Genomic DNA, 22279 nt, shown 5'->3' with positions numbered 1-22279 from the left:
AAAGGTCTGCATGATGCGGGCCTTTTTTTATTTATTCTATAAATACTTTGAAAATTCCTTTTTTTGCGACAGTTTTATATAATAAGTATTGAGTAATTAAGAGAGGAAGCGGCAAAATGTCACAAAATATTGTGTTGGATTTAAATGAGATCACACTTGAAAAGGTACAGCATTATTTTGAGAACGGTGACTTAACATCAGTTGAACTGGTCATGTTTTATCTTGATCGCATCTCTAACTACGATAAACAAGGACCTATGATCAACTCCGTATTAGAGATCAACCCTGATGTATTATTCATTGCGAAAAGTTTGGATTTTGAAAGACAGAACGGCAAAGTTCGAGGACCTCTACACGGTGTTCCTGTCATCATTAAAGATAACATCGACACTGCCGATCAGATGCATACGAGTGCAGGTTCTCTGGCTTTAGAGAACCATTATGCCAAAAGTGATGCTTTTGTCGTTAAGAAGTTGAGAAATGCTGGTGTAGTCATCATCGGAAAAGCAAATATGACGGAGTGGGCTAACTTCATGGCATATGATATGCCTAACGGTTTTAGTTCACGAGGAGGACAAGTACTTAATCCATATGGACCAGGAGTATTGGATGTGAGTGGATCTAGTTCAGGCTCAGCTGCTGCTGTCGCCAGTAATTTTGCTGCACTTAGCATAGGAACTGAAACTTCAGGCTCTATCCTATGTCCCGCTGGAAATAATAATATCGTTGGGATCAAACCAACTGTTGGTTTAGTCTCTCGATCAGGTATCATTCCGATTTCAATCAGTCAAGACACGGCTGGTCCCATGGCACGAAATGTTAAAGATGCTGCGATTCTCCTTGAAGCTATACAGGGAAATGATCCACTAGATGCTGCAACATTGTCCGCTCCACAGCATTGTAACTATATAGAAGGATTAGAACAAGCCACTTTAAAAGGCAAACGATTTGGTGTATCTTACGAATTTTGCATTAAGCATTTAAATCATACACAAAGGTCAGTCTTCGATGAAGCATTAAAGCTCATTGAGGATGAAGGTGGGGAAATTATTTATTTAGATCAGATCTCACCTTTAGAGAATAATGAATCAGATTATAAAGTGCTCTTACACGAGTTCAAGAGTGGTCTTAACCATTATTTACGTTCTGTTTCATCAGAGATTAAGATCTCCTCTTTATCTGATGTCATAGATTTTAATGTACAGAATAAGGAAAAGTGTTTAAAGCACAACCAAGAGCTGTTGTTAGATAGCAATATGACTGAAGGAACATTAACGAGTCCAGAATATCTTAAAGCGAGATTAAACGATCTTGAGATGACGCAAAATAGAGGAATAGATCTTGTTATTAAAAAACATAACTTAACGGCTCTCATCAGTCCAAATGACGTATGGTATGCTATTCCTGCCAAAGCAGGATATCCTTCCATTTCAGTTCCTTCTGGGTTTGATGATGATGGGTTACCACTTAGTGTTATCTTTACTGGAGAAGCATACTCCGAAAAAAAATTGATACATACAGCTTATGTCTTCGAACAGATTTCTCAAAAGAGAGTTCCTGTAGTATTTTAATAGACATGAATGATTTAATTCGCCAACATGTTTCTTTATAACTCTCTTTTCTAAATGATTGTCGTTTTTCCGTTGTCTATTGATTGGAATGGAGATCAACTACTTCCAAAAGCGACAAAACTTACATAAGATTGCCTTAACAAAACAAAGGATGAGCCTTCTTGAAGAGGCTCATCCTTCTATTTTCAGCTCTTTTTTCAGTTAAAACTATACGTTATATTACCCTACTACTGCTTTTAATGCAGAGATTGCATGATCGATATCTGCATCACTAACATCATAATGCGTTGTTAACCGGATCTGACCTTCACCGAACGATACGGCAAGAACTCCCTCTTGTTTTAGTCTTTCTAAAAACTCTTCATTTCTCTGTTTTGTTTTTTCAATATTGACGATTACTATATTGGTATCAGGTCTATTCACTAATGCTAGTCCGTTCATATCTTCAATGGCACCTGCTAACTTTCGTGCTTTATCATGATCTTCAGCTAATCGGTCGACCATTTTTGTTAATGAAATGATTCCACTAGCCGCTAAGAAACCAGCTTGTCTCATCCCCCCGCCTAGACGTTTTCTCCACTTACGGGCTTTATCGATAAATCTCCGTTCTCCTGCCAGAATAGAACCTACTGGTGACCCTAATCCTTTAGATAAGCAGAACTGAACGGAATCACAATATTGGGTAAAATCCTTCACATTCTTGTTCGTTGCAACGACAGAATTAAAAAGTCTCGCCCCATCGATGTGAACAGGAATACCTGCATCTCTAGCCACATCATAAATGCTCTTCATGTTATCTAACGAAACAACAGATCCACCTGAACGGTTATGGGTATTCTCGAGACAAATCAGCGATGTATCCGGAAAATGGATATCATCAGAACGAATCGCTTGTTTGACTAAAGCAGGATCCATCTCTCCTCGAACACCTGTTATTACTCTTGGCTGAACACCTGCTAATGCAGAGATAGCTGCTCCTTCATAAAAGAATATATGAGACTCTGATTCAACGATGATCTCATCTCCGGGTGAACATTGAGCAAGCACCGCCAATTGATTTCCTTGTGTTCCGCTTGTTACAAACAAAGCAGCTTCTTTTCCAGTGATCTCAGCGGCAAGCTTCTCAAGCTTATTGATTGTTGGATCCTCTCCATAAACATCATCACCAACTGTAGCCGTGTAGATAGCGTCTCTCATTTCTTTAGTAGGTTGTGTTAACGTGTCACTTCTAAGATCAATCATATTCCACCTCATCCGGTTTTTTCGTATCTTTTATCATTCAATCACACCATATAAAAAACTAGCATTTCGTTTAATCACAGAAAATCCCAAGTCGTTAAACTTCGTACTGCTTTTATTATCTTTCATCACGACTCGTTCGGACGCTACTCTTTTTGCTTCTTTAATGATTGTGTCGGTAAGCACTCCGTAATCCGCACTGCTCTTTAATCCCTGTATACCAGGAGATGAGATTGTGGATTCAAACATCGGATCAAAATAGACCACATCAAAACTGTTGTCGTGCTGTTTTTTTAGAAAATCATAATGATTTTCATGTACCACATCAATTCTTCTCATCGCATCATTCATTTCTTTAGAGTTGGACTCCCACACTTGAAGACCGCTCTTCACGACAAATGAAATGGCTCTACTGCTCTCCACTCCAACTACAGCCCCTCTTCTACCCGTTACCAAACTAGCAACGATCGCATCAGATGCTAGTCCCAACGTGCAATCTAAGATTTTCATTCCCTCTTTGAGCTGCGACGCTTCTATAAAAGCATCTTTCTCTCCTCGAAGAATCTGTTTAACGCGAAACATAGAAGAATTCGGATGAAAAAAGAACGGTGTGCTGTCGTCTTTTGGATGATACGAGATTTTGTCCACTCCGATCATAAGAACATGGTCATTATATTTCCTAATGATTGAAGAGATAGAGTGGCCATCTCTATCCACAAACATCCCGTCAATCGAGACGGCAACTTCTTGCGCTTTGTTTTTTAATCGTGTTGCATTTTTGCCAGCTGTCGTAATGATCATTGTTTTCACCTGTCTGTTTTATTATGTACGATACCTATTAATCCTCTGTCTCCTATAAACCTGCAAGTAGAATCACGTATCATTTGCATATCTCATGGAACAAACCTAAAATATGGGAAGATAGAAGTATGAGGAGGCTCCAATAATGAAAAAGGATTTATCGTTTCAAACCTTAGGAAATTTTACATACCGTTTTCGTAAGCTTATTATAACATTTTGGGTTCTAACTACCATTCTCTTAGGCTTTTATGCTGTTAAACTTCCTTCGATCTTAAGCGGCAGCGGGTTTGAAATGGATGGATCTTTCGCAAAAGTAGAAAATATTCTCCAGGATAAGTTTGATCAGCCAAAATCCTCCGTGATGCTTGTCTTCGATTCTAAAAAATATGCTCCTGAAGATCCTGAGTATAAGGCTTTTGTATTGAGCGCCATCAAGAAAATGGACGGCGTCCAAGACGTTGTTGCTATTCAAAGTCCTTATGATGTTCCTGACAAAACGATTAAAGAGAACGTTTCTTTTGCTTCTGTTCAGTTTGATAAAAGTTTCGGAGACCTTAAAACGTCTATTGATCAAATAAGAGATCGGTTGCCAGAAGACAAAGATATCTCTGTTTCTTTAACAGGTGGACCCGTGATTGCTGAAGATATGAATACTGCAAGCCAACATGATCTCGCTAGAGCAGAGGCGATCGGAATACCTGCGGCTCTAATCATTCTTCTCCTCGCTTTCGGCGGTTTAATCGCAGCAGGTTTACCAATCATTGTCGGTTTGATCTCGGTTGCAAGTTCACTTGGCCTTCTCTATTTTTATGGACAGACAACCAATGTGAGCATTTTTTTACTTAATGTTGTTCCAATGATCGGTCTTGCGTTAGGAATAGACTTTGCTCTTTTACTAGTCAACCGTTTTCGTGAAGAGCTTCATCGCGGTATCGAAAAGGCTACTATAATTTCTGTACAAACGGCTGGCCGTTCTATTGCCTTCTCAGGTTTATGTGTGTTCTTAGGGCTATCCGGCATGCTGTTGATCGATATTGATATCTTTAAAACCGTTGCGATCGGGGGCATGGTTGTTGTCGTCCTCTCGGTTCTAAATGCTATTACGTTCTTACCGGCCATGTTAGCAGTTCTAGGACAGCGAGTGAACGCTTTAAAATTATTTAAGACGAAAGAGAACAGTAAATCGGTTTGGCATACCTTTGCTGCTTTTGTTATGAAAAGACCTATCATCATGGCTGTAGTCGCCGCTCTTGCACTCGGTTTATCTGTTACACCCGTGAAAGACATGAAACTATCCATACCAGAAGCGGACGCACTGCCACCAGATTACGAATCAAGACTTGCGTTTGAGAAATTCGAAAAAACGTTCGGCGAAGATGAGTTATATCCCGTAACATTAGTAGCTGAATCTAAGAAATCATTTCTTACAGACGAAGGTTCACTCGTAGCTCTTGAAAAACTAACAAATGATCTTCAAAGTGAAAAAGAAGTAAATAAAACCGAATCTGTTTTTACTTACACAAATCAATTAAACGGGTCAGAGCTCTTTCAAGCCCTGCAGACCGATCAAGGTAAACAGCAGTTCTCCCCTGTTCTGAAACCTTTTATCAATGAAGATACTGCAGTTATTAAGGCTTATTTATCAGTTGATGTGACAGGTGATGATGCGAAACAGTTCGTTAAAAAATGGGAAAAAGAACATGAAGGTCTGTCCATAACAATCGGTGGAGTTACGAAGTTTAATCAGGAGATTTTTGATGAGATCATAGAAAAAGCGCCTTATGGGTTAGCTATTGTTCTTATTACGACACTCTTCATTCTCATGATCGCATTCCGATCCGTTTTTATTCCGATTAAAGCGATCTTTATGAACATGCTTAGCTTATCCGCTACATTCGGCATCCTTGTTTGGATCTTCCAAAGCGGTGTCATTATGGAACCTGTTGATATCGGACTGATGATTCCCGTCTTCACTTTTGGAATCGTTTTTGGACTCAGTATGGATTACGAAGTCTTCTTGATCTCTAGAATACAAGAAATCTATGAAGAGACAGGCGATAATGATCGTGCTACGTTACTCGGATTAACTTCCACATCTAAGATCATTACATCTGCTGCAGCAATCATGATCGTAATCACAGGATCATTTGCTTTTACAAATGTTATGCCTGTGAAACAGATTGGTATAGCGATTGCACTCGCCATATTTATTGATGCAACCATCGTGAGGATGGTCTTCGTTCCTTCGCTCATGAAACTGCTAGGAGACTGGAATTGGTGGATGCCATTCATAAAGAAAAAAGAGAAAAATAAAAGCGGCACCCTTTCTTAAGGGATGCCGTTTTTAAAAGTAATTGTGGGAAAACCGTACATTATATCCTATAATAAGATTAGCAAGTCTCATATTTAAGGGGTGTTCATATGTTTGAAATCATCATTATTCTTTTACTTTCTTATTTACTCGGCTCGATCCCCTTTGCACTCTTAGTTGGAAAAATAGGATACGGCATTGACATTAGAGAACATGGAAGCGGTAACTTAGGCGGTACGAACACATTTAGAACACTAGGAAAGAAAGCTGGATTTATTGTTTCTGCAGCAGATGTTTTAAAAGGAACACTGGCTGCGAGTCTACCGATATTGCTGGATGTTGACCTTCATCCTCTCATCGCAGGAGTACCTGCTGTAATCGGACATTGTTATCCTGTGTTCGCAAAATTCAAAGGCGGCAAAGCAGTTGCTACTTCTGGTGGCGTTTTATTATTCGCTCAACCGTTATTGTTTGTACTCGTCTTGTTCACTTTCTTTTTGACATTATACATAAGTAAATACGTTTCTCTGTCATCCATCATGGCTGGAGTTGGTTCTGTAATACTAAGTTTCTTCATAGCAGGTGATTGGCTGACTACGTATATCTTGATCGGTTTTACACTGTTCTTAGTCTATCGACATAGACAAAACATTGTACGGATCGCTAAGAAAACTGAGCCAAAAGTTAAATGGATCTAGGAATCGTTCTTTTTAAAAAGGACGGTTCTTTTTTATTCCATATTGATCTACATGGACAAGGTTTTCTTCATACCCTTTTCATATGGTTTTCTGATAAAAGTCGAAAAATAGGCTCTTCTCCTAAAAAAGTACAGGCGATTTCACTAAAAACTCCGCATTTGTCCGTGTCCGTTTAGGTGTTTCGGTCATATGGTGTAATGTGACGTTGACCTAGACTTAAATATTTGGAGGGACTGAAATGGAAAATAAAAAAATGAATATGCCTTATGGTGACAATATGAACATGAACATGAAGCCGGTAGCGAACATGCCGATTCATCATGGTGATTATCATGGCGGAGGCTATGGTGGCTATGGACACGGATGCGGCTTTTTAATTATTGTTGTTCTATTCATCCTGTTGATCATTATCGGTGCTACTGCGTTTCATTGTAAAGAAGAAGAAGAATACGAATGTGACGAATCTTCATCTTCATCTTCATCCTCATCTCATTAAGTCATCATATTTTAAAAAAAGAAAGAGAGAAGCAGATCAGCTTCTCTCTTTCTTATGTTCAAAAATCCATTTATACTAGACGTAGTGATTTAACAATGCTCATCATATGCTCCGAGAAGATTCTCAAGAATCTCTTCAGGTGCATGATTTTCAATGTTATGACGATGAATAAAATGAACGACTTTTCCATCCTTTAATACAGCCATCGACGGTGAAGATGGTGGGATCTCCCCAAAAAACTCTCTCATTTGAGCTGTCGCTTCTTTATCTTGGCCAGCGAAAACCGTTACAAATTGGTCAGGTTTTACCGTATGATTGATAGATGCAACAGCGACTGGACGAGCAAGACCAGCAGCACATCCACAAACAGAGTTGATAACAACTAGTGCTGTACCTTCTGTTTCTTGCATAAAATAATTCACTTCTTCTGGTGTTTTTAATTCTTCAAATCCAGCACGTGTTAGTTCGTCTCTCATCGGCTGAGCCATCTGTTTCATATATTCTTCATAAGCATTCATATTATATATTCCTCCTGAAAACGATTCATTTACATACAATGTTATTATAACGTAAACCGTCTATCTTTTTAAAATGTTTCTGCTTATCTCATGAATCTTCTTGTTCTCTAGAATTTTCACTGTTTCGTTATGAGCGTTGAAAGCTTCTTGTATCATTGCTCTGGCAACAGAGCTTGCTTCAATAGGTTCATATTTATTAGGATATATAAAGGGTAGAGCTTTATATAATTTTTCAGCAAATCTTTCTCCCAACCTAAACTCTTCCCGATCCCCTATTAATAAAGACGGTCTAACAATCGTCAAAGTTGGAATGCTCATTGAGATCAACTGAGATTCCATGCTACCTTTTACTCGATTGTAAAAAAACGTAGAGTTTGCATGAGCACCCATAGCTGAAATTACAGAAACATGCTGTATATTTAACGTATGAGCAAGTCTTCCAAGTTTAATTGGAATATGTAGGTCTACTTCTTCAAATGCTTTCTTAGATTTTACTTTATTCATCGTCGTTCCGATACAGATGAACATAACATCCGCTTCTGTTTGTTCTAGCTCGTAATCAGCTGCTGTAAAATCAAAAATAACTTCTTTTATCTTTTCATGCTTTATTTCAGATGACTTTCTAACAAGCAGAATAATCTCTTTACACATAGGATCAGTCAATAATTGCTTCACAACTTCTTTTCCTACTAATCCGCTTGAGCCTGCTATAATTACTGTTTTCTTATTCATGTCATACGGTCCTTTCTGCTGCTAATAAACTTATCTTACCATGAGCTGAGGTGTATATGGATGAACCATACTTATTTTATTACCGGTTACCCTGGATTTATAGCTTCAAAGCTTGTAGATGCTCTTCAAAAAAAGTACCCTTCTTCTACGTTCTATTTATTAATTCTAAAGCATGAACGTGAACTAGCTGAACGAAAATTAGCACCACAATTCGATAACGTTTTTCTGATAGAAGGAGATATAACAAAACAAGATCTCGGATTATCTTCTAACACGATCGTAGAACTTTATAAACGTATTACACATTCTGTACATCTTGCGGCTCTTTATGATCTGACCATTGCTTATGAACCTGCACATCTCTGCAATGTGATCGGTACAAAAAACGTCCTAACTTTTGTTAGTAAATGTCCTAACCTAAAGCGTTTTTGTTATTTCAGTACCGCTTACGTTTCTGGGGATGAAAAAGGATTGATCTTGGAGAATGACATAAGCATGCCTAATCGTTTTCGTAACTATTACGAACAGACAAAACACGAAGCTGAAGTGCTTGTTCGTGATATGATGGACCAACTACCGATTACAATCATCCGACCTGGTATTATTGTAGGTGATTCAAAAACAGGGGAAACTCTCAAGTTTGATGGTCCCTATTTTATGATGCAGTTTATAAAACGGCTAGCAATGTTCCCAATTCCCTATATAGGAAAAACATCTTCTAAGATCCACCTTGTTCCAGTGGATTTCATTATTGAGGCTTCTCTATTCCTCATGCACGATCGTGTAGGTGAATCCAAAACGTATCATGTGCTTAGTCCCGATTCACCCTCCATACAAAAAGCATATACTCTTTTATGCCAAGAGCTATCAGGAAAAAAGCCAAGCTGGACGTTAAACCGGAGAGTAGCTGAACGTTGCTTATCCATTTCTTACATTTCCAAGTGGCTTGGTGTTCCACTTGAAACCCTATCTTATTTTTCTCATGATGCTATATATGATACTTCACAACTCGTAAAAGACTTGGAAGGGTCAGGCATCGTTTGTCGGTCATTTGAAGAGTATGTAGGATCAATGGTTCACTATTATAAAAACAATGCTAAAGATAAAAATTTAATAAGATACTAAAAAGGGTGACGTGCTTCGTCACCCCTTTTCTTATACTGAACTATGATTCTTACTGACAACACTGGCACCAAGTGTATCTTTAAAGTGGGATAGTCCCCTTCGTGACCAGACGCGCTAAAACTTTAAAAGTGCGTCTTCGTGAACGACAAGCGAGAAAGCCTCTATTGTAAGCATCCACAGCAGTAAGTAGTGCACATATATTTGTACAAACTCCTGTCAAATGCAGCCCTTGTATCCCTTTTCTCTCCGTAATCTCCAAGTCGGTTTCAGCAAATGTGCTGTACCTCGTCTTATCTAACCATGAATCTGATTGCTTCGTCTTTTTGATTATCACCATATACTTTGTTCAATTCACCATAAGAGGAGGAAACAGTTTACTTTCAGGTTCATAACGATCGTTTCTTCATGTATATCATTTGAGAATACAACGTAATCTTCTTCCGGCAGAAACTGCTCTGTTAACACTATAACTCAACCTTAAATCTGCTGGCACGGTCTGCCACACGTTAATTTATCATCATTCTTTCACAACATCCTCTGATCAACCAAGTGTTTCAATTTCTACACTACGGATACCATCAATCTTTTTCACATCATCATAAAGATCTGTAGTGTACCTTTTTTCGTAGATGGAAGCTGCCATCTCCATTTTTTTGTAGTCATTCTCAAGGTCCTTAATTCGAACATTAACGATCTTCACTTTCAGTTCATTGATCTCTTTCATAACATCACTCATTATCGTATCTGGGTTGACGACTAATTTCAACTTGATGTCAATCTGCCTTAATGCTTTTGGACCGATCCATTTCATGATTAGAGGAATCAGTTCCACACTGATAAGAATTAAAAACGCACCTGCAGCAGCCTCTTTATAAAAACCAGCTCCTGCCGCAATTCCTAATCCAGATGCTCCCCATATCATAGCTGCAGTTGTTAGTCCTGAAATGACATCGTTGCTTCTTCTTAAAATAACACCGGCTCCAAGAAAACCAATCCCACTAACAATCTGAGCAGCTAAACGCATAGGATCCATAACTGTTTGGCCAGATAGAAGTGAAAATTGTCTAGCAGATTCTATGCTAACAATCGTGAGCAAACAACTGCTGATGGAGATTACAAGGCTCGTTTTAAGACCAACGGGTTTGTTCTTCAACTCCCTCTCTATACCGATAATCAACCCGAAGAATGCCGACATTCCAAGTTTTACTAAGACAAGACTCATGATGTTTACACCTCTCTCCTGTTTTTGCCCTCTTTTAATAATACGCAAATCATCCCATTAAATCCTTCTAACTTCAAGAACGATTCCCGTTGAATCATGACGTTGCTCCGTATATAATAGAAATTGATTTTATCAGAAAATAAAGATTATTCAGTAAAAGGAGGTATAGAGAACTAATTTCATTCATTTTAATATTTTAATAAGAGGAGGAAAAGCATTGTTACCAAAAAAACAGCAAAATTACGAACACTCAAGGTACAGTGAAATCGTTAAAACGAATCAGTTTCAGCAATTAATGGCTGAGAAAAAACGTTTCATCCTTCCAATGACCGTGTTTTTTTTACTGTTTTATTTCAGCCTTCCTATCCTAACTGCTTATACAAATGTACTGAATCAGAATGCGATCGGCGATATTACCTGGGCTTGGATCTTTGCTTTCGCTCAGTTTATCATGACGTGGGCTCTGTGTATGATTTATACAAAACGAGCCAAGCGCTTTGACGAACTCGCTGAAAAAGTTCTAGCTGATATGGACAAGGAGGCTTCCTCATGAATGGTACAGCATTTTCTTTGTTTCTAGGAATCGTTGCTCTTACTTTAGTCATAACCTATTTTGCTTCTAAAAAAACAAAAACAACGAGTGACTTCTACACAGCTGACGGTGGATTGACCGGGATGCAGAATGGTCTTGCAATCGCCGGAGATTATATGTCGGCCGCTTCATTCCTCGGTATTGCGGGCACGATCGCATTATCTGGGTTTGATGGCTTCTTTTATAGCATCGGTTTTCTTGTGGCATATCTGGTCGTGCTGTTCTTAGTAGCTGAGCCTCTCCGTAATCTAGGGAAGTATACGATGGCTGATATGATTGCTGCGAGGTTTAATGATAAAAAGGTTCGTGGTGTTGCGGCATTGAATACGATGGCGATCTCAACATTCTATATGGTCGCTCAATTAGTAGGTGCTGGTGCTCTTATCAAACTATTACTAGGTATTGAGTACATATATTCGGTACTTATCGTAGGAGTATTGATGACGGTTTATGTGGTATTCGGTGGTATGACAGCCACATCATGGGTACAAATCGTAAAAGCCATTCTATTGATGCTTGGTACGTTTATCATCTCTGTCATGGTGTTCGCAAAATTTGGTTTCAGCTTTACAGAAATGTTCAATCAAGTTAAAAACGCCACCCCACTAGGCGAATCGTTCTTGAACCCCGGTAATAAGTTCAAAGATCCGCTTGATACGATCTCTTTAAACTTAGCACTTGTCTTAGGAACTGCAGGTCTTCCTCATATACTTATCCGTTTCTTTACGGTAAAAGATGCTCCTACTGCTAGAAAATCGGTTGTTTACGCGACTTGGTTGATTGGCGCTTTTTACATCATGACAATCTTTTTAGGATTTGGTGCTGCAGCTTTTGTAGGACAAGATCAGATCGTAGCTGCAAATGCAGCTGGAAATATGGCAGCTCCACTGTTAGCCGAAGTACTTGGAGGAGAGTTTTTGTTTGCTTTTGTTTCTGCTGTTGCGTTCGCTACCATCCTAGCTGTCGTAGCTGGTTTGGTTTTGTCAGCAGCTTCTGCTTTTGCTCATGACTTTTATACACATATCATCAGAAAAGGTCATGCAACAGAAAAAGAACAGATGAAAGCCGCAAAATGGGCTTCAGTAGGGGTAGCGATCATCTCCATCATACTGGCATTGTTCGCACAAAAACTAAACGTCGCTTTCTTAGTCTCTCTCGCCTTTGCTGTAGCAGCTAGTGCGAACCTTCCTATCATTCTTTTAACGATTTTTTGGAAGCGCTTTAATACAGCAGGAGCCGTGACGGGAATGCTAGTAGGACTCATTAGTTCACTTGTTTTGGTTATGATCTCACCAAGTGTATGGTCTCCTGTAGAAGGAGCGGCAATTCTTACGGGGGAAGCCATCTTTCCACTTGCTAACCCAGGGATTGTTTCCATACCACTAGGGTTCTTAGGCGCTATCATCGGAACGTTGCTTACTAAACCATCAGACGTTGATAAGTTTAATGAAATTTTAGTAAAAGCAAATACAGGGTCCGGCCTTCGTAAAGGTGCTTGATGATAAAAGGCTGTTTTTGTATTCATTGTTGCTATTGAAAGTATTGATTTGCGTTTCAGATGCTCGCTTTCCGTGGGGCAGGAGTCTCGATCCTTCGACTACAATCAACAGTCTAAGAAGTAAATAAAAAGACTTAAAAGTACAATCTATTAGAGAACGCTTTATCAAAAAAACCGGCTATTAATCAGCCGGTTTTTTGATGGATTCAGATTGTTTTGGAACAAAGGGATAAAATAAGATCCCTGATGCCAGTAAAGCGATTCCGAACAAGAAGGTTTTGATATCTGCGGTACCAGCATAGATGACCCACAACGAATAAATGGCAGCTACTGCTGCAATGATCCCATCTGTTGTTCGATTTCTTCCTGATTTTTCATACGTCTCTCCTCTCATAACGAGCTTCAACTGATAAAGAGACGCGAACAAATATGGGACTAGAAAAGCTAATGTTGCTATAAAAATCATAAAATCAAAAGCGGATGCCATCGATTGAGAAATCACAGAAAACAAGAAAAGCTGTGTGCATAGGTTCGTGATCCAAAGAGAGAAAACGGGTGCGCCTTTTTTGTTTTCTTTCAAAAAGTTTGTTATAAACATTCGTTGCTGTGCTGCCTGAAAAGGGACTTCTGCAGAAAGTAAAACCCAACCTACAGTTGCTCCCAATAATGAGATCACTCCTAAGGCAGCCATGATCATACTTCCAGAAGGCCCGATAGCTGCCATTAACGAATCAACTAGAGGTTTTTGAGAGTTGATCAATTCCTCTTGCTGCAGTGTTCCCATAACTAGCAATGTAATACTTAGATATAAAGCAAGTGCTATTAAAAGTCCTAGGATTGTCGCTTTTTTTACATCGCTTTTCTTTTTAGCACGTGTTGCAAAAACAACTGCAGATTCTACTCCTACAAATGCCCATAATGTTGCGATTGCAGCATTATTTATCTGTGATAGAAAACCAGAAGTAACACCGCCTTCACTCTCGATCGGCTCATAAAAAGGGACGAGATTGCTGCTTTGGAACGCAAATAGACATGCTAGTATAAATAGTAAGAATCCTAAAACTTTAGCTAGAGTAGCTATAAAGTTTACCTTCCCTGCTCCCTCAATACCGTTAAGAATCAAAAAGTGAACGCTCCATAAAAGAATGGAACAGATAATAAAGGTAATGACTCCTCCTAGTTTCACAGATGTACCCATCACAGTAAATAAAATTGTTCCGTTCGTCATAACAGGGAAAAAGGTAGAAAGATAACTTGCAAACGTAGTGATGATCGCCACATTACCTGACCAATTAGCTACCCAATATCCCCAGCTTACAAAGTACCCGGCTAATAGTGATGATTGCGAATCTTGTTTGAACAAAGCTTTCGCATAGTTTTGTGGCCCTCCATTTAACTCTGGCTTTCTTAAACTCAAATTTCCGAATACAAGAGCTGTCATCAATACACCAAAACCTGTAATCACCCAGGCTGTTAATACACCAGATGGACTAGCTACTTCTGCTAATGATCGTGGCAACATGAAAATACCCGATCCTACCATATTTCCTACTACAAGCGCTGTTAAAACCCAAAAGCCCAGATTTCTTTTCAAAGTAATTCCACCTTCCTCTAGGCTTATTTTACCCAATGAAGGACATTGCAAATCCTGTTGTTATATGGATTAGAAAGGCTATATGAAAAGTAAGAATCGAAAATAAAAAAATTAGTGATAAAAAATATAAGCATATATATATAGAAAATACCTCTCAAAAAGAAAAAAAGCCTGATTATCAGGCCTTTTCCCTTAGATTTGAAGATATGTTTTTCCGTCTTCTTGAACGATTTTTTCTTCTTTCATAAGTTTACCAAGAGCTCGTTTGAATGCAGCTTTACTCATCTGAAAAGTCTCTTTGATCTCTTCTGGAGATGACTTATCTGTTAGAGGCATCTGTCCTTTGTTTTCTCTTAAATATTGATAGATGCGTTCAGAATCCTCACTATAGGCAATTTCTTTTCTAGCTCTCATCGATAAGTTCATTCTTCCATCTTCTCGAACGAACGCTACACGAGCTCCTAGCTTCTGACCAAGACGAGGCTTAACCTTTAACTCATCGTTATGAATGAATCCGATGTGCTGTGACTCAGTGAACAGAAGTACACCCGCTTCATTAATCTTATAAACATATCCTGAAGTTTGTTGATTAAACATTTCTTCTGTTGCCGCTTCTGCTTGTTCTACCATCTCTTCTTCTGTAGCTAAGTCAGCAAAGATTCGGCCTTTTTTATCTAATTTCATGCCTGAATATACACGGTCACCAAGATGCGGCCATTCATCCCATGATTCTGGAAGATCGTCTTTTGATAAGAGAATATCTTTCTTAATGCCGATATGAAGAAATACCCCTAACTTCCGATTCACACCTGCTACTTCTAGCCAAGCTAATGAATCGAGACGAACTTTTGGAATAGTTTCTGTCGCAGCAAGTCTGCCTTCGTGATCTTGATATAAAAAGACTTCTACCATATTTCCTTCTTCATGTTTGCTCTTTGCTTCAGATCGATGTAAAAGTACTTCTTTGCCATCTTCAAGATCTAAAACATACCCTAGATCAGAAATCCGAACAACTTTAAGTGTATACACTAAACCAGGTTTTTTTGTATCCATATTTTCATTCCTTTTTTTAAAAGATAGATAATAAAAAAGAAAAAACCTACATAGTAGGTTTTCGCCTTCTTGTTCTTAATTATTCATCCTTATTTTCTTTGGATGCTTCCAATTCCATCAGCTTTTTTACTAAAATATGCTGAGGCATATGCATCAACTGTTCAAGAGGCACGTTTAGCGCTTTTGCTAATTTCACCGCAGTATCAGCTGAAAGTTGTAATGGTTTCATATGCATCCCTCCTACAGAAGTATAGCAGTTTATAAGGATACTTTACACTATTTCTTAAAATAGTCCTACTGCTTTCCCGTCTTCTGATACATCCATGTTGTTTGCTGCAGGTACTTTTGGAAGTCCTGGCATCGTCATGACATCACCTGTAAGAGCAACGATGAACCCAGCTCCAATCGACGGTTTAAGTTCTCTAATCGTAATCGTAAAGTTTTCTGGACGACCGAGTTTTTTTGGATCATCTGAGAATGAATATTGAGTCTTAGCCATACATACAGGCAATTGATCCCATCCGAAATCAGTGTACTGCTTCATTTGCTTTACAGCTTTGGGTGAGAACTGTACTTCTCCTGCTCCGTACACTTTTTTACAGATCGTCTCTATTTTTTCCTGTAAAGAAACGTTCAGTTCATAAAGAGGTTTGTAGTTATTCGCTTCAGTTTCAATGGTTTCCAACACTCTATTCGCCAATGCCTCTCCACCTTGTCCGCCTTTAGCCCAAACATCAGCTTCTTCGGCAGCAACACCTTTTCTATTGCACCAATCTTTTATGAAAGCGACCTCTTCGTCCGTGTCCGTCACAAATTTGTTGATCGCAACAACAACAGGTACCCCAAATTCTTTCAATGTTTCTAAATGTTTCTCAAGGTTTGGCATCCCTTTTTGAAGAGCATCTAAGTCCGGGTTCTTCAAATATTCTTTTGCAAGACCTCCATGCATCTTAAGTGCTCTTACTGTAGCAACAATAACAACTGCACTTGGATGGATACCCGCATATCGCGCTTTAATATCTAAGAACTTCTCCGCTCCAAGGTCAGCACCGAATCCTGCTTCTGTTACGACCATCTCACCGAGTTTAGAAGCTAGCTTTGTCGCGATAACACTGTTACAGCCATGAGCAATGTTTGCAAAAGGGCCACCATGTACAAGTGCTGGCGTGTTTTCTAATGTTTGTACAATATTCGGGCGAATCGCATCTTTTAATAATAAGGTTAGTGCTCCATGAGCATTCAGATGTCCGGCGGTAACGGGTTGATTGTCGTAATCAAACGCCACTACCATCTTAGAAAGTCTCATTTTCAAGTCTTCGAGGTCATTTGCCAAACAGAAGATCGCCATCACTTCTGATGCAACCGTAATATCGAATCCATCCTCTCGTGGAACACCTTGAACGGGTCCGCCTAAGCCGATGACGATCTTTCTTAATGCTCGATCATTCATATCTAATGCACGCTTCCAAACGATTCGGCGCGGATCTATGTTCAATTCATTTCCTTGGTGTATATGGTTATCGATCAATGCTGCTAATGCGTTATTAGCAGTTGTTATGGCATGCAGGTCTCCTGTGAAGTGAAGATTAATATCTTCCATCGGCATCACTTGAGAGTATCCTCCACCTGCTGCACCACCTTTAATACCCATGCTAGGGCCAAGTGATGGTTCACGTAAAGCGATAATCGTTTTCTTTCCAACACGATTGAGTGCTTGTCCAAGCCCCACGGTTACCGTAGACTTGCCCTCTCCAGCTGGTGTTGGACTAATTGCTGTTACTAAGACGACTTTTCCATCTTCAACATTCTGAAGTTTTTGAAACAGATCTAATGATAGCTTTCCTTTGTATCTTCCATAAGGCTCCCAATCATCTTCTTCAATTCCTAGTTGTCCTACAATTTCTTCGATTCGAAGCATTTTCGCTGATTGGGCAATCTCGATATCACTTTTGAACGTAACCTTTTCTAGCATGTTGATTTAACCCTCCATCATATGTAATTGACTCCACTCTCTATTGTATATGAAACAAGTATGTGATGCGATTAGTTTTTCTATTACAACTTCTAATCATGTAGTTTACTTGCTAAGAGGTTATCGTATAATAAGAATGGAAAGAAATACTAAGTGTTAATTTTAAGGAGGCAGGTAAAATGGCAAAAATTGATGTACGTGGATTTGGTACATATGAGATTGAAAATGGCAAAAAACTTGTAAATGCACTTGAAGACAACGGAATTGATATTCTTCACCGCTGTGGAGGCAAAGCAAAATGTACAACATGCCGAGTGGAAGTATTGTCAGGAGATCTAGGACCGATCGGTGAGAATGAAGCTAATATTATCGCTACGAAGGGTCTATCTGGTAATGTAAGATTATCTTGCCAGATTTGTGTGAGTGAAGATGCATCGATCAATCCAGTTCTTACAGTAACATCAGAAGGATTAGACGCTGGGCCACGACCATCAGAAGAATGTTAGTCTAGATTCTAAGTAACTAAAAAAGGCCATTATTTTGGCCTTTTTTTAATACAGATTATTCACTTTGAAAGGACAACCTAAACTAAGAATGTTGATTGTGGATGTTTATTTTCTCTTCCTATGAAAACTTACTCACTTTTTGCCTTCCCACTCTTCAAAAAACTGCTCTAGAAAGTTTTCTAGAAAGGCATGCCGGTCATCTGCTAATTTTTTTGCATAAGGAGTATTCATCCCATGCTTTAATTTTAACAACTTTTCGTAGAAGTGATTAATAGCTGTACTTCTTTCATTCCGATACTGCTCTTTTGTCATCGTCTCTCGAACAGGAATCGCAGGGTCATACATTAATTGTCCTTTTGCTCCGGAATACGCAAATGTTCTTCCGATTCCGATCGCTCCAATCGCGTCTAAACGGTCGGCATCCTGGACGACCTTACCCTCAATTGATTCCATCTCTTTTCCACTGCCGCCTTTAAATGACATCGTAGAGATGATCGTCATAATATGCGTGATGTATGCTTTTTCCACGGAAATGGATTCTAACCATTGTTTCACTTCTTTTAGACCTTCTTCTTCAGTTTCAGCAATTTTTTCGTCAGCTATGTCGTGTAAAAGTGCAGCCATCACACAAACAAAATGGTCTGCACCTTCTTTTTCTGCAATGTTCAGAGCTAGATTTTTAACACGATAGATGTGATACCAATCATGACCACTGCTCTCATCTCTTAACTTATCTTTTACAAACGTCTCTGTTTGTTCAATCATTTTCTCTTTCATGCTTACCCCACTGTACAAGAATGTTTTCTTTCGTTGTTGGTTTGTAACCGGTCTAGTAGTTCATACGCTTTTTGCTTTGAGGTGATATTTTCGTTAACTAAAGACTCTAGTACTGCAATAAAGTAACTTCCGTCAAACGATAACTGTTTAATTAATGTGACTTCTAATGCTATTTTCACTTGAGGTTCACTTGCGTCCGTGTAATGTCTCCCGAAATCTACAAAATGAAGGTCTCCATAACTTAGACGAAACCCTTTTGAAGCTAATAATGCTATATAGTCGTCTAGAACGTTCTCATTCATGTCTACCTCAACCCCAAAATCAAAAGATTCTAGTAAATTGTACCAGTTATATTTAGGAATTATCAATGACTTCTTTCTTAGCTCTTATGATTTTTCCGTTCAATGCTTGTGTTACGAGATGATCTGCATCTTTGTTCTTGTTTCTAGCCACCCATTCATAAACAGGTTCGATCTGCAGTTTCTTCAATAGTGTTTCGATTTTATCTGCCCAGTTCTGGAGGTTCGTTTCATAACAAGGCCATTCCCCTTTGAGCTGCTCGATGACAACCTTCGAATCTCCTTGAATCCTAACTTCTTCATATTGGACGCCAAGTTCTTCAAGTTCTTTTACAGCAATCCACAATGCAGCATACTCCGATTCATTATTCGATTCAATATTGGTTAGACTTGCATTCTTTTTAATACGATAGGTTATACCGTTTTGAGAAAAATGAATAATAATGCCTTGACCACTAGTTCTCGTTTCCGACTTAAAACCTCCATCAAAATAAATAGAGGTATCTTTTGGTTCTTCTTTTTTGACTTGCGTTAATTTAGTCAGCTCTTTCTTCGTCCAAGTTACATCTTTTGTATCGATGAAGACCAATTCAAATACTCTTCCGGTCTTCTCCAAATCAGTTGCAGTAAAAAGGGCTTCAGTAAGCGGCATAGGGTCAGAAACAAATCGAACCTTAAAGGGGGATTTTGGATGTTTATACATATACTCGATTGAGAAGTTCATAGTAATCTCCTTTTTGTTTTTTATAAAGTCCTTTATAATACGAATATAATCATATAGAGGAGAGAAAGAATTGATAGAGATATACATTGATGGTGCAAGTGCAGGTGATCCCGGGCTTTCAGGAGCTGGCGTATATGTAAAAGTCGGAAACGGCACTACACATTCGTATCGTTTTCCAATCGGTACGATGAGTAACCATGAAGCAGAATATAGAGCTCTTATACATGGTTTAGAATTATGTATTGAACATAATTGGAGAATCGTATCGTTCCGAACAGACTCTCAAGCAGTTGAGAGCGCTGTGGATAAAAAATTTGCTAAAGATAAACGTTATACAAAACTTTTAGAAGAAGCTCTAGCGCTTTCAGAGCAATTGGATCTGTTTTTTATTAAGTGGATTCCTTCAAAGCAAAATAAGATCGCTGACGAACTTGCACGACAAGCCATTCAATTAAACAAGAGACCGTCAGATGTTTAGAAAGACTTGGTTTGCAGACTTCAATCTACTCCTTGTAGCTCTGATCTGGGGTTCGACTTTCGTTATCGTCCAGAAAGCGATTGCATTTTTAGAACCTTATTCATTTAACAGCGTGCGTTTTTCCATTGCCGCCATAACATTATTGCTAATTATCTTCTTGTTTAACCGTTCGTCACTCAGTCATTTTACAGACAGAAGTATATGGATCAGCGGTATCATACTTGGCTTTTGGCTATTTTTAGGGTACGGATTTCAGACCGTCGGATTGTTATATACCACGTCTTCAAAAGCTGGGTTCATAACAGGATTAAGTGTTGTCTTAGTGCCTTTGTTCAGCTATTTATTGTTAAAGAACAAACTGAATTGGCAAGTAGGGATCAGCTCTCTTTTAGCTGTAATCGGTTTATATTTATTAACGATCCACAACAGCCTCTCGTTGAACACTGGCGATGGTTATGTACTATTATGTGCTATTTCATTTGCTCTTCATATCGTGTTCACAGGAAAGTTTGCTTCATCATACAACGCTATATGTCTTACGATTATCCAACTTGTGACCGTTGCTGTATTTAGTTTTATAACTGCAATCATGATGGAAGATTGGCAGCAGATGTTCACGGCCCAGTTGGTTCAACAGCCGGAAGTAATCAGTGCTCTACTAATCACCTCATTCTTTGCAACTGCTCTAGCTTTTCTGGCTCAAACACACTTTCAATCGTTTACAACGCCTGCACGAGTGGCTTTAATCTTTGCTATGGAACCTGTTTTTGCGGCACTTACTTCTTATATCATGCTGAATGAACGACTGGGTTCAAAATCATTGTTAGGATGCGGGTTGATTTTGCTCGGCATGATTTTATCTGAAATAAGGTTCAATAAAAAGTTGATAAAACGCAAACAAAAAGAGTGGGATCTTACTTAACCCACTCTTATTTGAATCTCTAATTCTTCTAATGCGCTTCGAACACTCTGTTTATCTAAAGTATATCTGCATTCTTCTAAGTCTCTGTCGACTACTTCAGGAACATCTGTAAAAATCGTACATAAATCTTTGCTAAGAACAGCCATCTCGCGCCCTGCTTCAAGTTTCTTCAGATACCTCTTATATCTAGGATCTAGAGTCTCAAAATTTTCATAAATCGATTCAACAGCACCATATTGTTGTATGAGTGGAAGTGCCGCTTTATCACCAACTCCCGCTACACCAGGAATATTATCACTCTTATCACCTAATAAAGCTTTCACATCAATCCACTGTGCAGGTGTGATTCCATACTCTTCTTGGAAGTGATTCAGTGTATACTTCAGCTCATCTCTTTTTACTGTAATAAGTTGCGAAGTCTTCTCGCATAGAAGCTGTAAAAGATCGCGGTCGTTGCTGTAGATGATACATTCTCCGTCACGTTCGTTTCTCCATCGATACGCCAGTGTACCGATGATATCATCCGCTTCATATCTAGGAATCGTAAGCTGCGTGATTCCGATGTCATCAAAAAGTTGAACAAGTGTCTCAAATTGCTGGATAAGAGGCTCAGGCAACTCGTTTCTTGTCCCTTTGTAATCAGCAAACTTTTCTCTTCGGAGTGTCTCATCACGTTTAACATCCCAAGCCACTACAATGTGAGAAGGCTCATGATCTCGAACGAGCATAAGCAGTTTCTGAATAGTAACACGTATGGCATTCGTAAACTGCCCTTTTGAGTTTCGAGGAAGATCATGCATTTCTTTTCCATAAGCTGTTGCAAAATAACATCTGCTAAGCAGATTAAATCCATCAATTAACAGTAATACTTCTTTCTTTTCCATCTTCTTTTTATCCCCCGGTAGAAATATGTTATGAAAAAAGCGCATTTTACATGTGATGTAAAATACGCTTGTTGTCGTTTAAGTAAAATCCGCTCTGCCGTGACTTTATATGCCTTTGGAACCTGATCTCTCAGGTGGGTATCCGCAGCTGCCGTTACAGCCTTCCAAGTCGAATGCTAGGCTTGACTGTCTGACAGATCATATTGGATTCCCGTCATTAGCACATAGGTTAAAGACATGGAAAAGCCACGAACATCGCAGAATTTT

23 protein-coding genes, 1 other RNA gene and 1 pseudogene are annotated in these 22279 nt (G+C 38.9%); 10 read left to right on the top strand and 15 right to left on the bottom strand.

All coding sequences use genetic code 11. From position 1 onward, the window contains the following. Positions 1–116 precede the first annotated feature (116 nt). A complete protein-coding gene (locus IHV09_RS06810; RefSeq protein WP_197263911.1) occupies positions 117–1571 on the top strand; it encodes an amidase family protein in 1455 nt (484 codons plus the stop codon). A 219-nt stretch (positions 1572–1790) separates the two neighbouring features. On the opposite strand, the gene ltaE is transcribed toward IHV09_RS06810, so the two are convergent. Together ltaE and IHV09_RS06800 are read right to left on the bottom strand one after the other, a co-directional pair. Next, on the bottom strand, positions 1791–2813 hold the full coding sequence (ltaE, locus tag IHV09_RS06805) for a low-specificity L-threonine aldolase (protein WP_197263910.1): 1023 nt from the start codon (positions 2811–2813) through the stop codon (positions 1791–1793). A 33-nt stretch (positions 2814–2846) separates the two neighbouring features. After that, positions 2847–3611, bottom strand: coding sequence for a class I SAM-dependent methyltransferase (locus tag IHV09_RS06800; RefSeq protein WP_197263909.1), 765 nt, complete (start codon positions 3609–3611; stop codon positions 2847–2849). Between the two features lie 145 nt (positions 3612–3756). Between IHV09_RS06800 and IHV09_RS06795 the strand changes: the two genes are divergently transcribed. The 3 genes and pseudogenes from IHV09_RS06795 to IHV09_RS06785 form a co-directional block, all read left to right on the top strand. Further along, positions 3757–5943, top strand: coding sequence for an MMPL family transporter (locus tag IHV09_RS06795; protein ID WP_197263908.1), 2187 nt, complete (start codon positions 3757–3759; stop codon positions 5941–5943). Positions 5944–6032: 89 nt separating this feature from the next. Further along, complete coding sequence (plsY, locus tag IHV09_RS06790) at positions 6033–6620, top strand: glycerol-3-phosphate 1-O-acyltransferase PlsY (RefSeq protein WP_197127876.1); 588 nt, start codon at positions 6033–6035, stop codon at positions 6618–6620. A 307-nt stretch (positions 6621–6927) separates the two neighbouring features. Beyond that, positions 6928–7041 (top strand): annotated as a pseudogene (locus tag IHV09_RS06785) (YjcZ family sporulation protein); the annotation flags it as partial. 164 nt (positions 7042–7205) lie between these two features. Here the strand turns inward: IHV09_RS06785 and IHV09_RS06780 are convergent. Both IHV09_RS06780 and IHV09_RS06775 read right to left on the bottom strand, forming a co-directional pair. Then, the gene (locus IHV09_RS06780) at positions 7206–7634 is read right to left on the bottom strand and encodes a BrxA/BrxB family bacilliredoxin (RefSeq protein WP_197127875.1); all 429 of its coding nucleotides are present in this window, start codon (positions 7632–7634) and stop codon (positions 7206–7208) included. A gap of 60 nt (positions 7635–7694) precedes the next feature. After that, positions 7695–8366 carry an NAD(P)H-binding protein gene (locus IHV09_RS06775; RefSeq protein WP_197263907.1) on the bottom strand — a complete coding sequence of 224 codons (672 nt, stop codon included), beginning with the start codon at positions 8364–8366 and terminating at the stop codon, positions 7695–7697. 60 nt (positions 8367–8426) lie between these two features. Between IHV09_RS06775 and IHV09_RS06770 the strand changes: the two genes are divergently transcribed. After that, on the top strand, positions 8427–9491 hold the full coding sequence (locus tag IHV09_RS06770) for an SDR family oxidoreductase (RefSeq protein WP_197263906.1): 1065 nt from the start codon (positions 8427–8429) through the stop codon (positions 9489–9491). Positions 9492–9570: 79 nt separating this feature from the next. Here IHV09_RS06770 and IHV09_RS06765 read toward each other — a convergent pair whose 3' ends face one another. After that, entirely contained in the window at positions 9571–9828 is a 258-nt protein-coding gene (locus IHV09_RS06765) for an isochorismatase family protein (RefSeq protein ID WP_231618142.1), read from the bottom strand. A 204-nt stretch (positions 9829–10032) separates the two neighbouring features. Continuing rightward, on the bottom strand, positions 10033–10713 hold the full coding sequence (locus tag IHV09_RS06760; protein WP_197127872.1) for an MgtC/SapB family protein: 681 nt from the start codon (positions 10711–10713) through the stop codon (positions 10033–10035). 217 nt (positions 10714–10930) lie between these two features. Between IHV09_RS06760 and IHV09_RS06755 the strand changes: the two genes are divergently transcribed. Both IHV09_RS06755 and IHV09_RS06750 read left to right on the top strand, forming a co-directional pair. After that, a complete protein-coding gene (locus IHV09_RS06755) occupies positions 10931–11266 on the top strand; it encodes a DUF485 domain-containing protein (protein WP_197263905.1) in 336 nt (111 codons plus the stop codon). Beyond that, the gene (locus tag IHV09_RS06750) at positions 11263–12804 is read left to right on the top strand and encodes a solute symporter family protein (protein WP_197127870.1); all 1542 of its coding nucleotides are present in this window, start codon (positions 11263–11265) and stop codon (positions 12802–12804) included. The genes IHV09_RS06755 and IHV09_RS06750 overlap by 4 nt, the downstream gene beginning before the upstream one ends. A 180-nt stretch (positions 12805–12984) precedes the next feature. On the opposite strand, the gene IHV09_RS06745 is transcribed toward IHV09_RS06750, so the two are convergent. The 4 genes from IHV09_RS06745 to IHV09_RS06730 all read right to left on the bottom strand — a co-directional run bounded on the left by IHV09_RS06745 (position 12985) and on the right by IHV09_RS06730 (position 17422). Beyond that, positions 12985–14403, bottom strand: coding sequence for an amino acid permease (locus tag IHV09_RS06745; protein WP_197264151.1), 1419 nt, complete (start codon positions 14401–14403; stop codon positions 12985–12987). 186 nt (positions 14404–14589) lie between these two features. Further along, positions 14590–15450, bottom strand: coding sequence for a CvfB family protein (locus tag IHV09_RS06740; RefSeq protein ID WP_197127869.1), 861 nt, complete (start codon positions 15448–15450; stop codon positions 14590–14592). Positions 15451–15529: 79 nt separating this feature from the next. Continuing rightward, positions 15530–15679 (bottom strand): YycC family protein, encoded by a 150-nt coding sequence (locus IHV09_RS06735; RefSeq protein ID WP_082861366.1) that lies wholly within the window; start codon positions 15677–15679, stop codon positions 15530–15532. A gap of 54 nt (positions 15680–15733) precedes the next feature. Beyond that, positions 15734–17422: a formate--tetrahydrofolate ligase gene (locus IHV09_RS06730; RefSeq protein ID WP_197127868.1), complete on the bottom strand. Its 1689-nt coding sequence runs from the start codon at positions 17420–17422 to the stop codon at positions 15734–15736. 179 nt (positions 17423–17601) lie between these two features. Here IHV09_RS06730 and IHV09_RS06725 point away from each other — a divergent pair, with 179 nt between their 5' ends. After that, positions 17602–17928 (top strand): 2Fe-2S iron-sulfur cluster-binding protein, encoded by a 327-nt coding sequence (locus IHV09_RS06725; protein WP_197263904.1) that lies wholly within the window; start codon positions 17602–17604, stop codon positions 17926–17928. Between the two features lie 132 nt (positions 17929–18060). On the opposite strand, the gene IHV09_RS06720 is transcribed toward IHV09_RS06725, so the two are convergent. Genes IHV09_RS06720 through IHV09_RS06710 form a run of 3 tightly spaced genes read right to left on the bottom strand, consistent with a single transcriptional unit; the run spans position 18061 to position 19728 of the window. Beyond that, complete coding sequence (locus tag IHV09_RS06720) at positions 18061–18705, bottom strand: HD domain-containing protein (protein ID WP_197263903.1); 645 nt, start codon at positions 18703–18705, stop codon at positions 18061–18063. Between the two features lie 2 nt (positions 18706–18707). Then, entirely contained in the window at positions 18708–19007 is a 300-nt protein-coding gene (locus tag IHV09_RS06715; RefSeq protein ID WP_197263902.1) for a DUF6123 family protein, read from the bottom strand. A 52-nt stretch (positions 19008–19059) separates the two neighbouring features. Then, entirely contained in the window at positions 19060–19728 is a 669-nt protein-coding gene (locus IHV09_RS06710; RefSeq protein ID WP_197263901.1) for a reverse transcriptase-like protein, read from the bottom strand. A 70-nt stretch (positions 19729–19798) separates the two neighbouring features. Here IHV09_RS06710 and IHV09_RS06705 point away from each other — a divergent pair, with 70 nt between their 5' ends. Beyond that, positions 19799–20206 (top strand): reverse transcriptase-like protein, encoded by a 408-nt coding sequence (locus IHV09_RS06705; protein WP_197127864.1) that lies wholly within the window; start codon positions 19799–19801, stop codon positions 20204–20206. Beyond that, the gene (locus IHV09_RS06700) at positions 20199–21128 is read left to right on the top strand and encodes a DMT family transporter (protein WP_197263900.1); all 930 of its coding nucleotides are present in this window, start codon (positions 20199–20201) and stop codon (positions 21126–21128) included. Before IHV09_RS06705 ends, IHV09_RS06700 begins: the two co-directional genes overlap by 8 nt. Here IHV09_RS06700 and IHV09_RS06695 read toward each other — a convergent pair. Both IHV09_RS06695 and ssrS read right to left on the bottom strand, forming a co-directional pair. After that, on the bottom strand, positions 21125–22012 hold the full coding sequence (locus tag IHV09_RS06695) for a 5'-3' exonuclease (RefSeq protein WP_197263899.1): 888 nt from the start codon (positions 22010–22012) through the stop codon (positions 21125–21127). The genes IHV09_RS06700 and IHV09_RS06695 overlap by 4 nt on opposite strands. 82 nt (positions 22013–22094) lie before the next feature. Next, positions 22095–22279, bottom strand: a non-coding RNA gene (ssrS, locus tag IHV09_RS06690) — 6S RNA.

It is taken from the genome of Fictibacillus sp. 23RED33, assembly GCF_015903925.1.
GTDB lineage: Bacteria > Bacillota > Bacilli > Bacillales > Fictibacillaceae > Fictibacillus > Fictibacillus phosphorivorans.
Note: the sequence above shows the minus strand (reverse complement) of the source record. Positions and strands in the feature narration are given on the sequence as shown.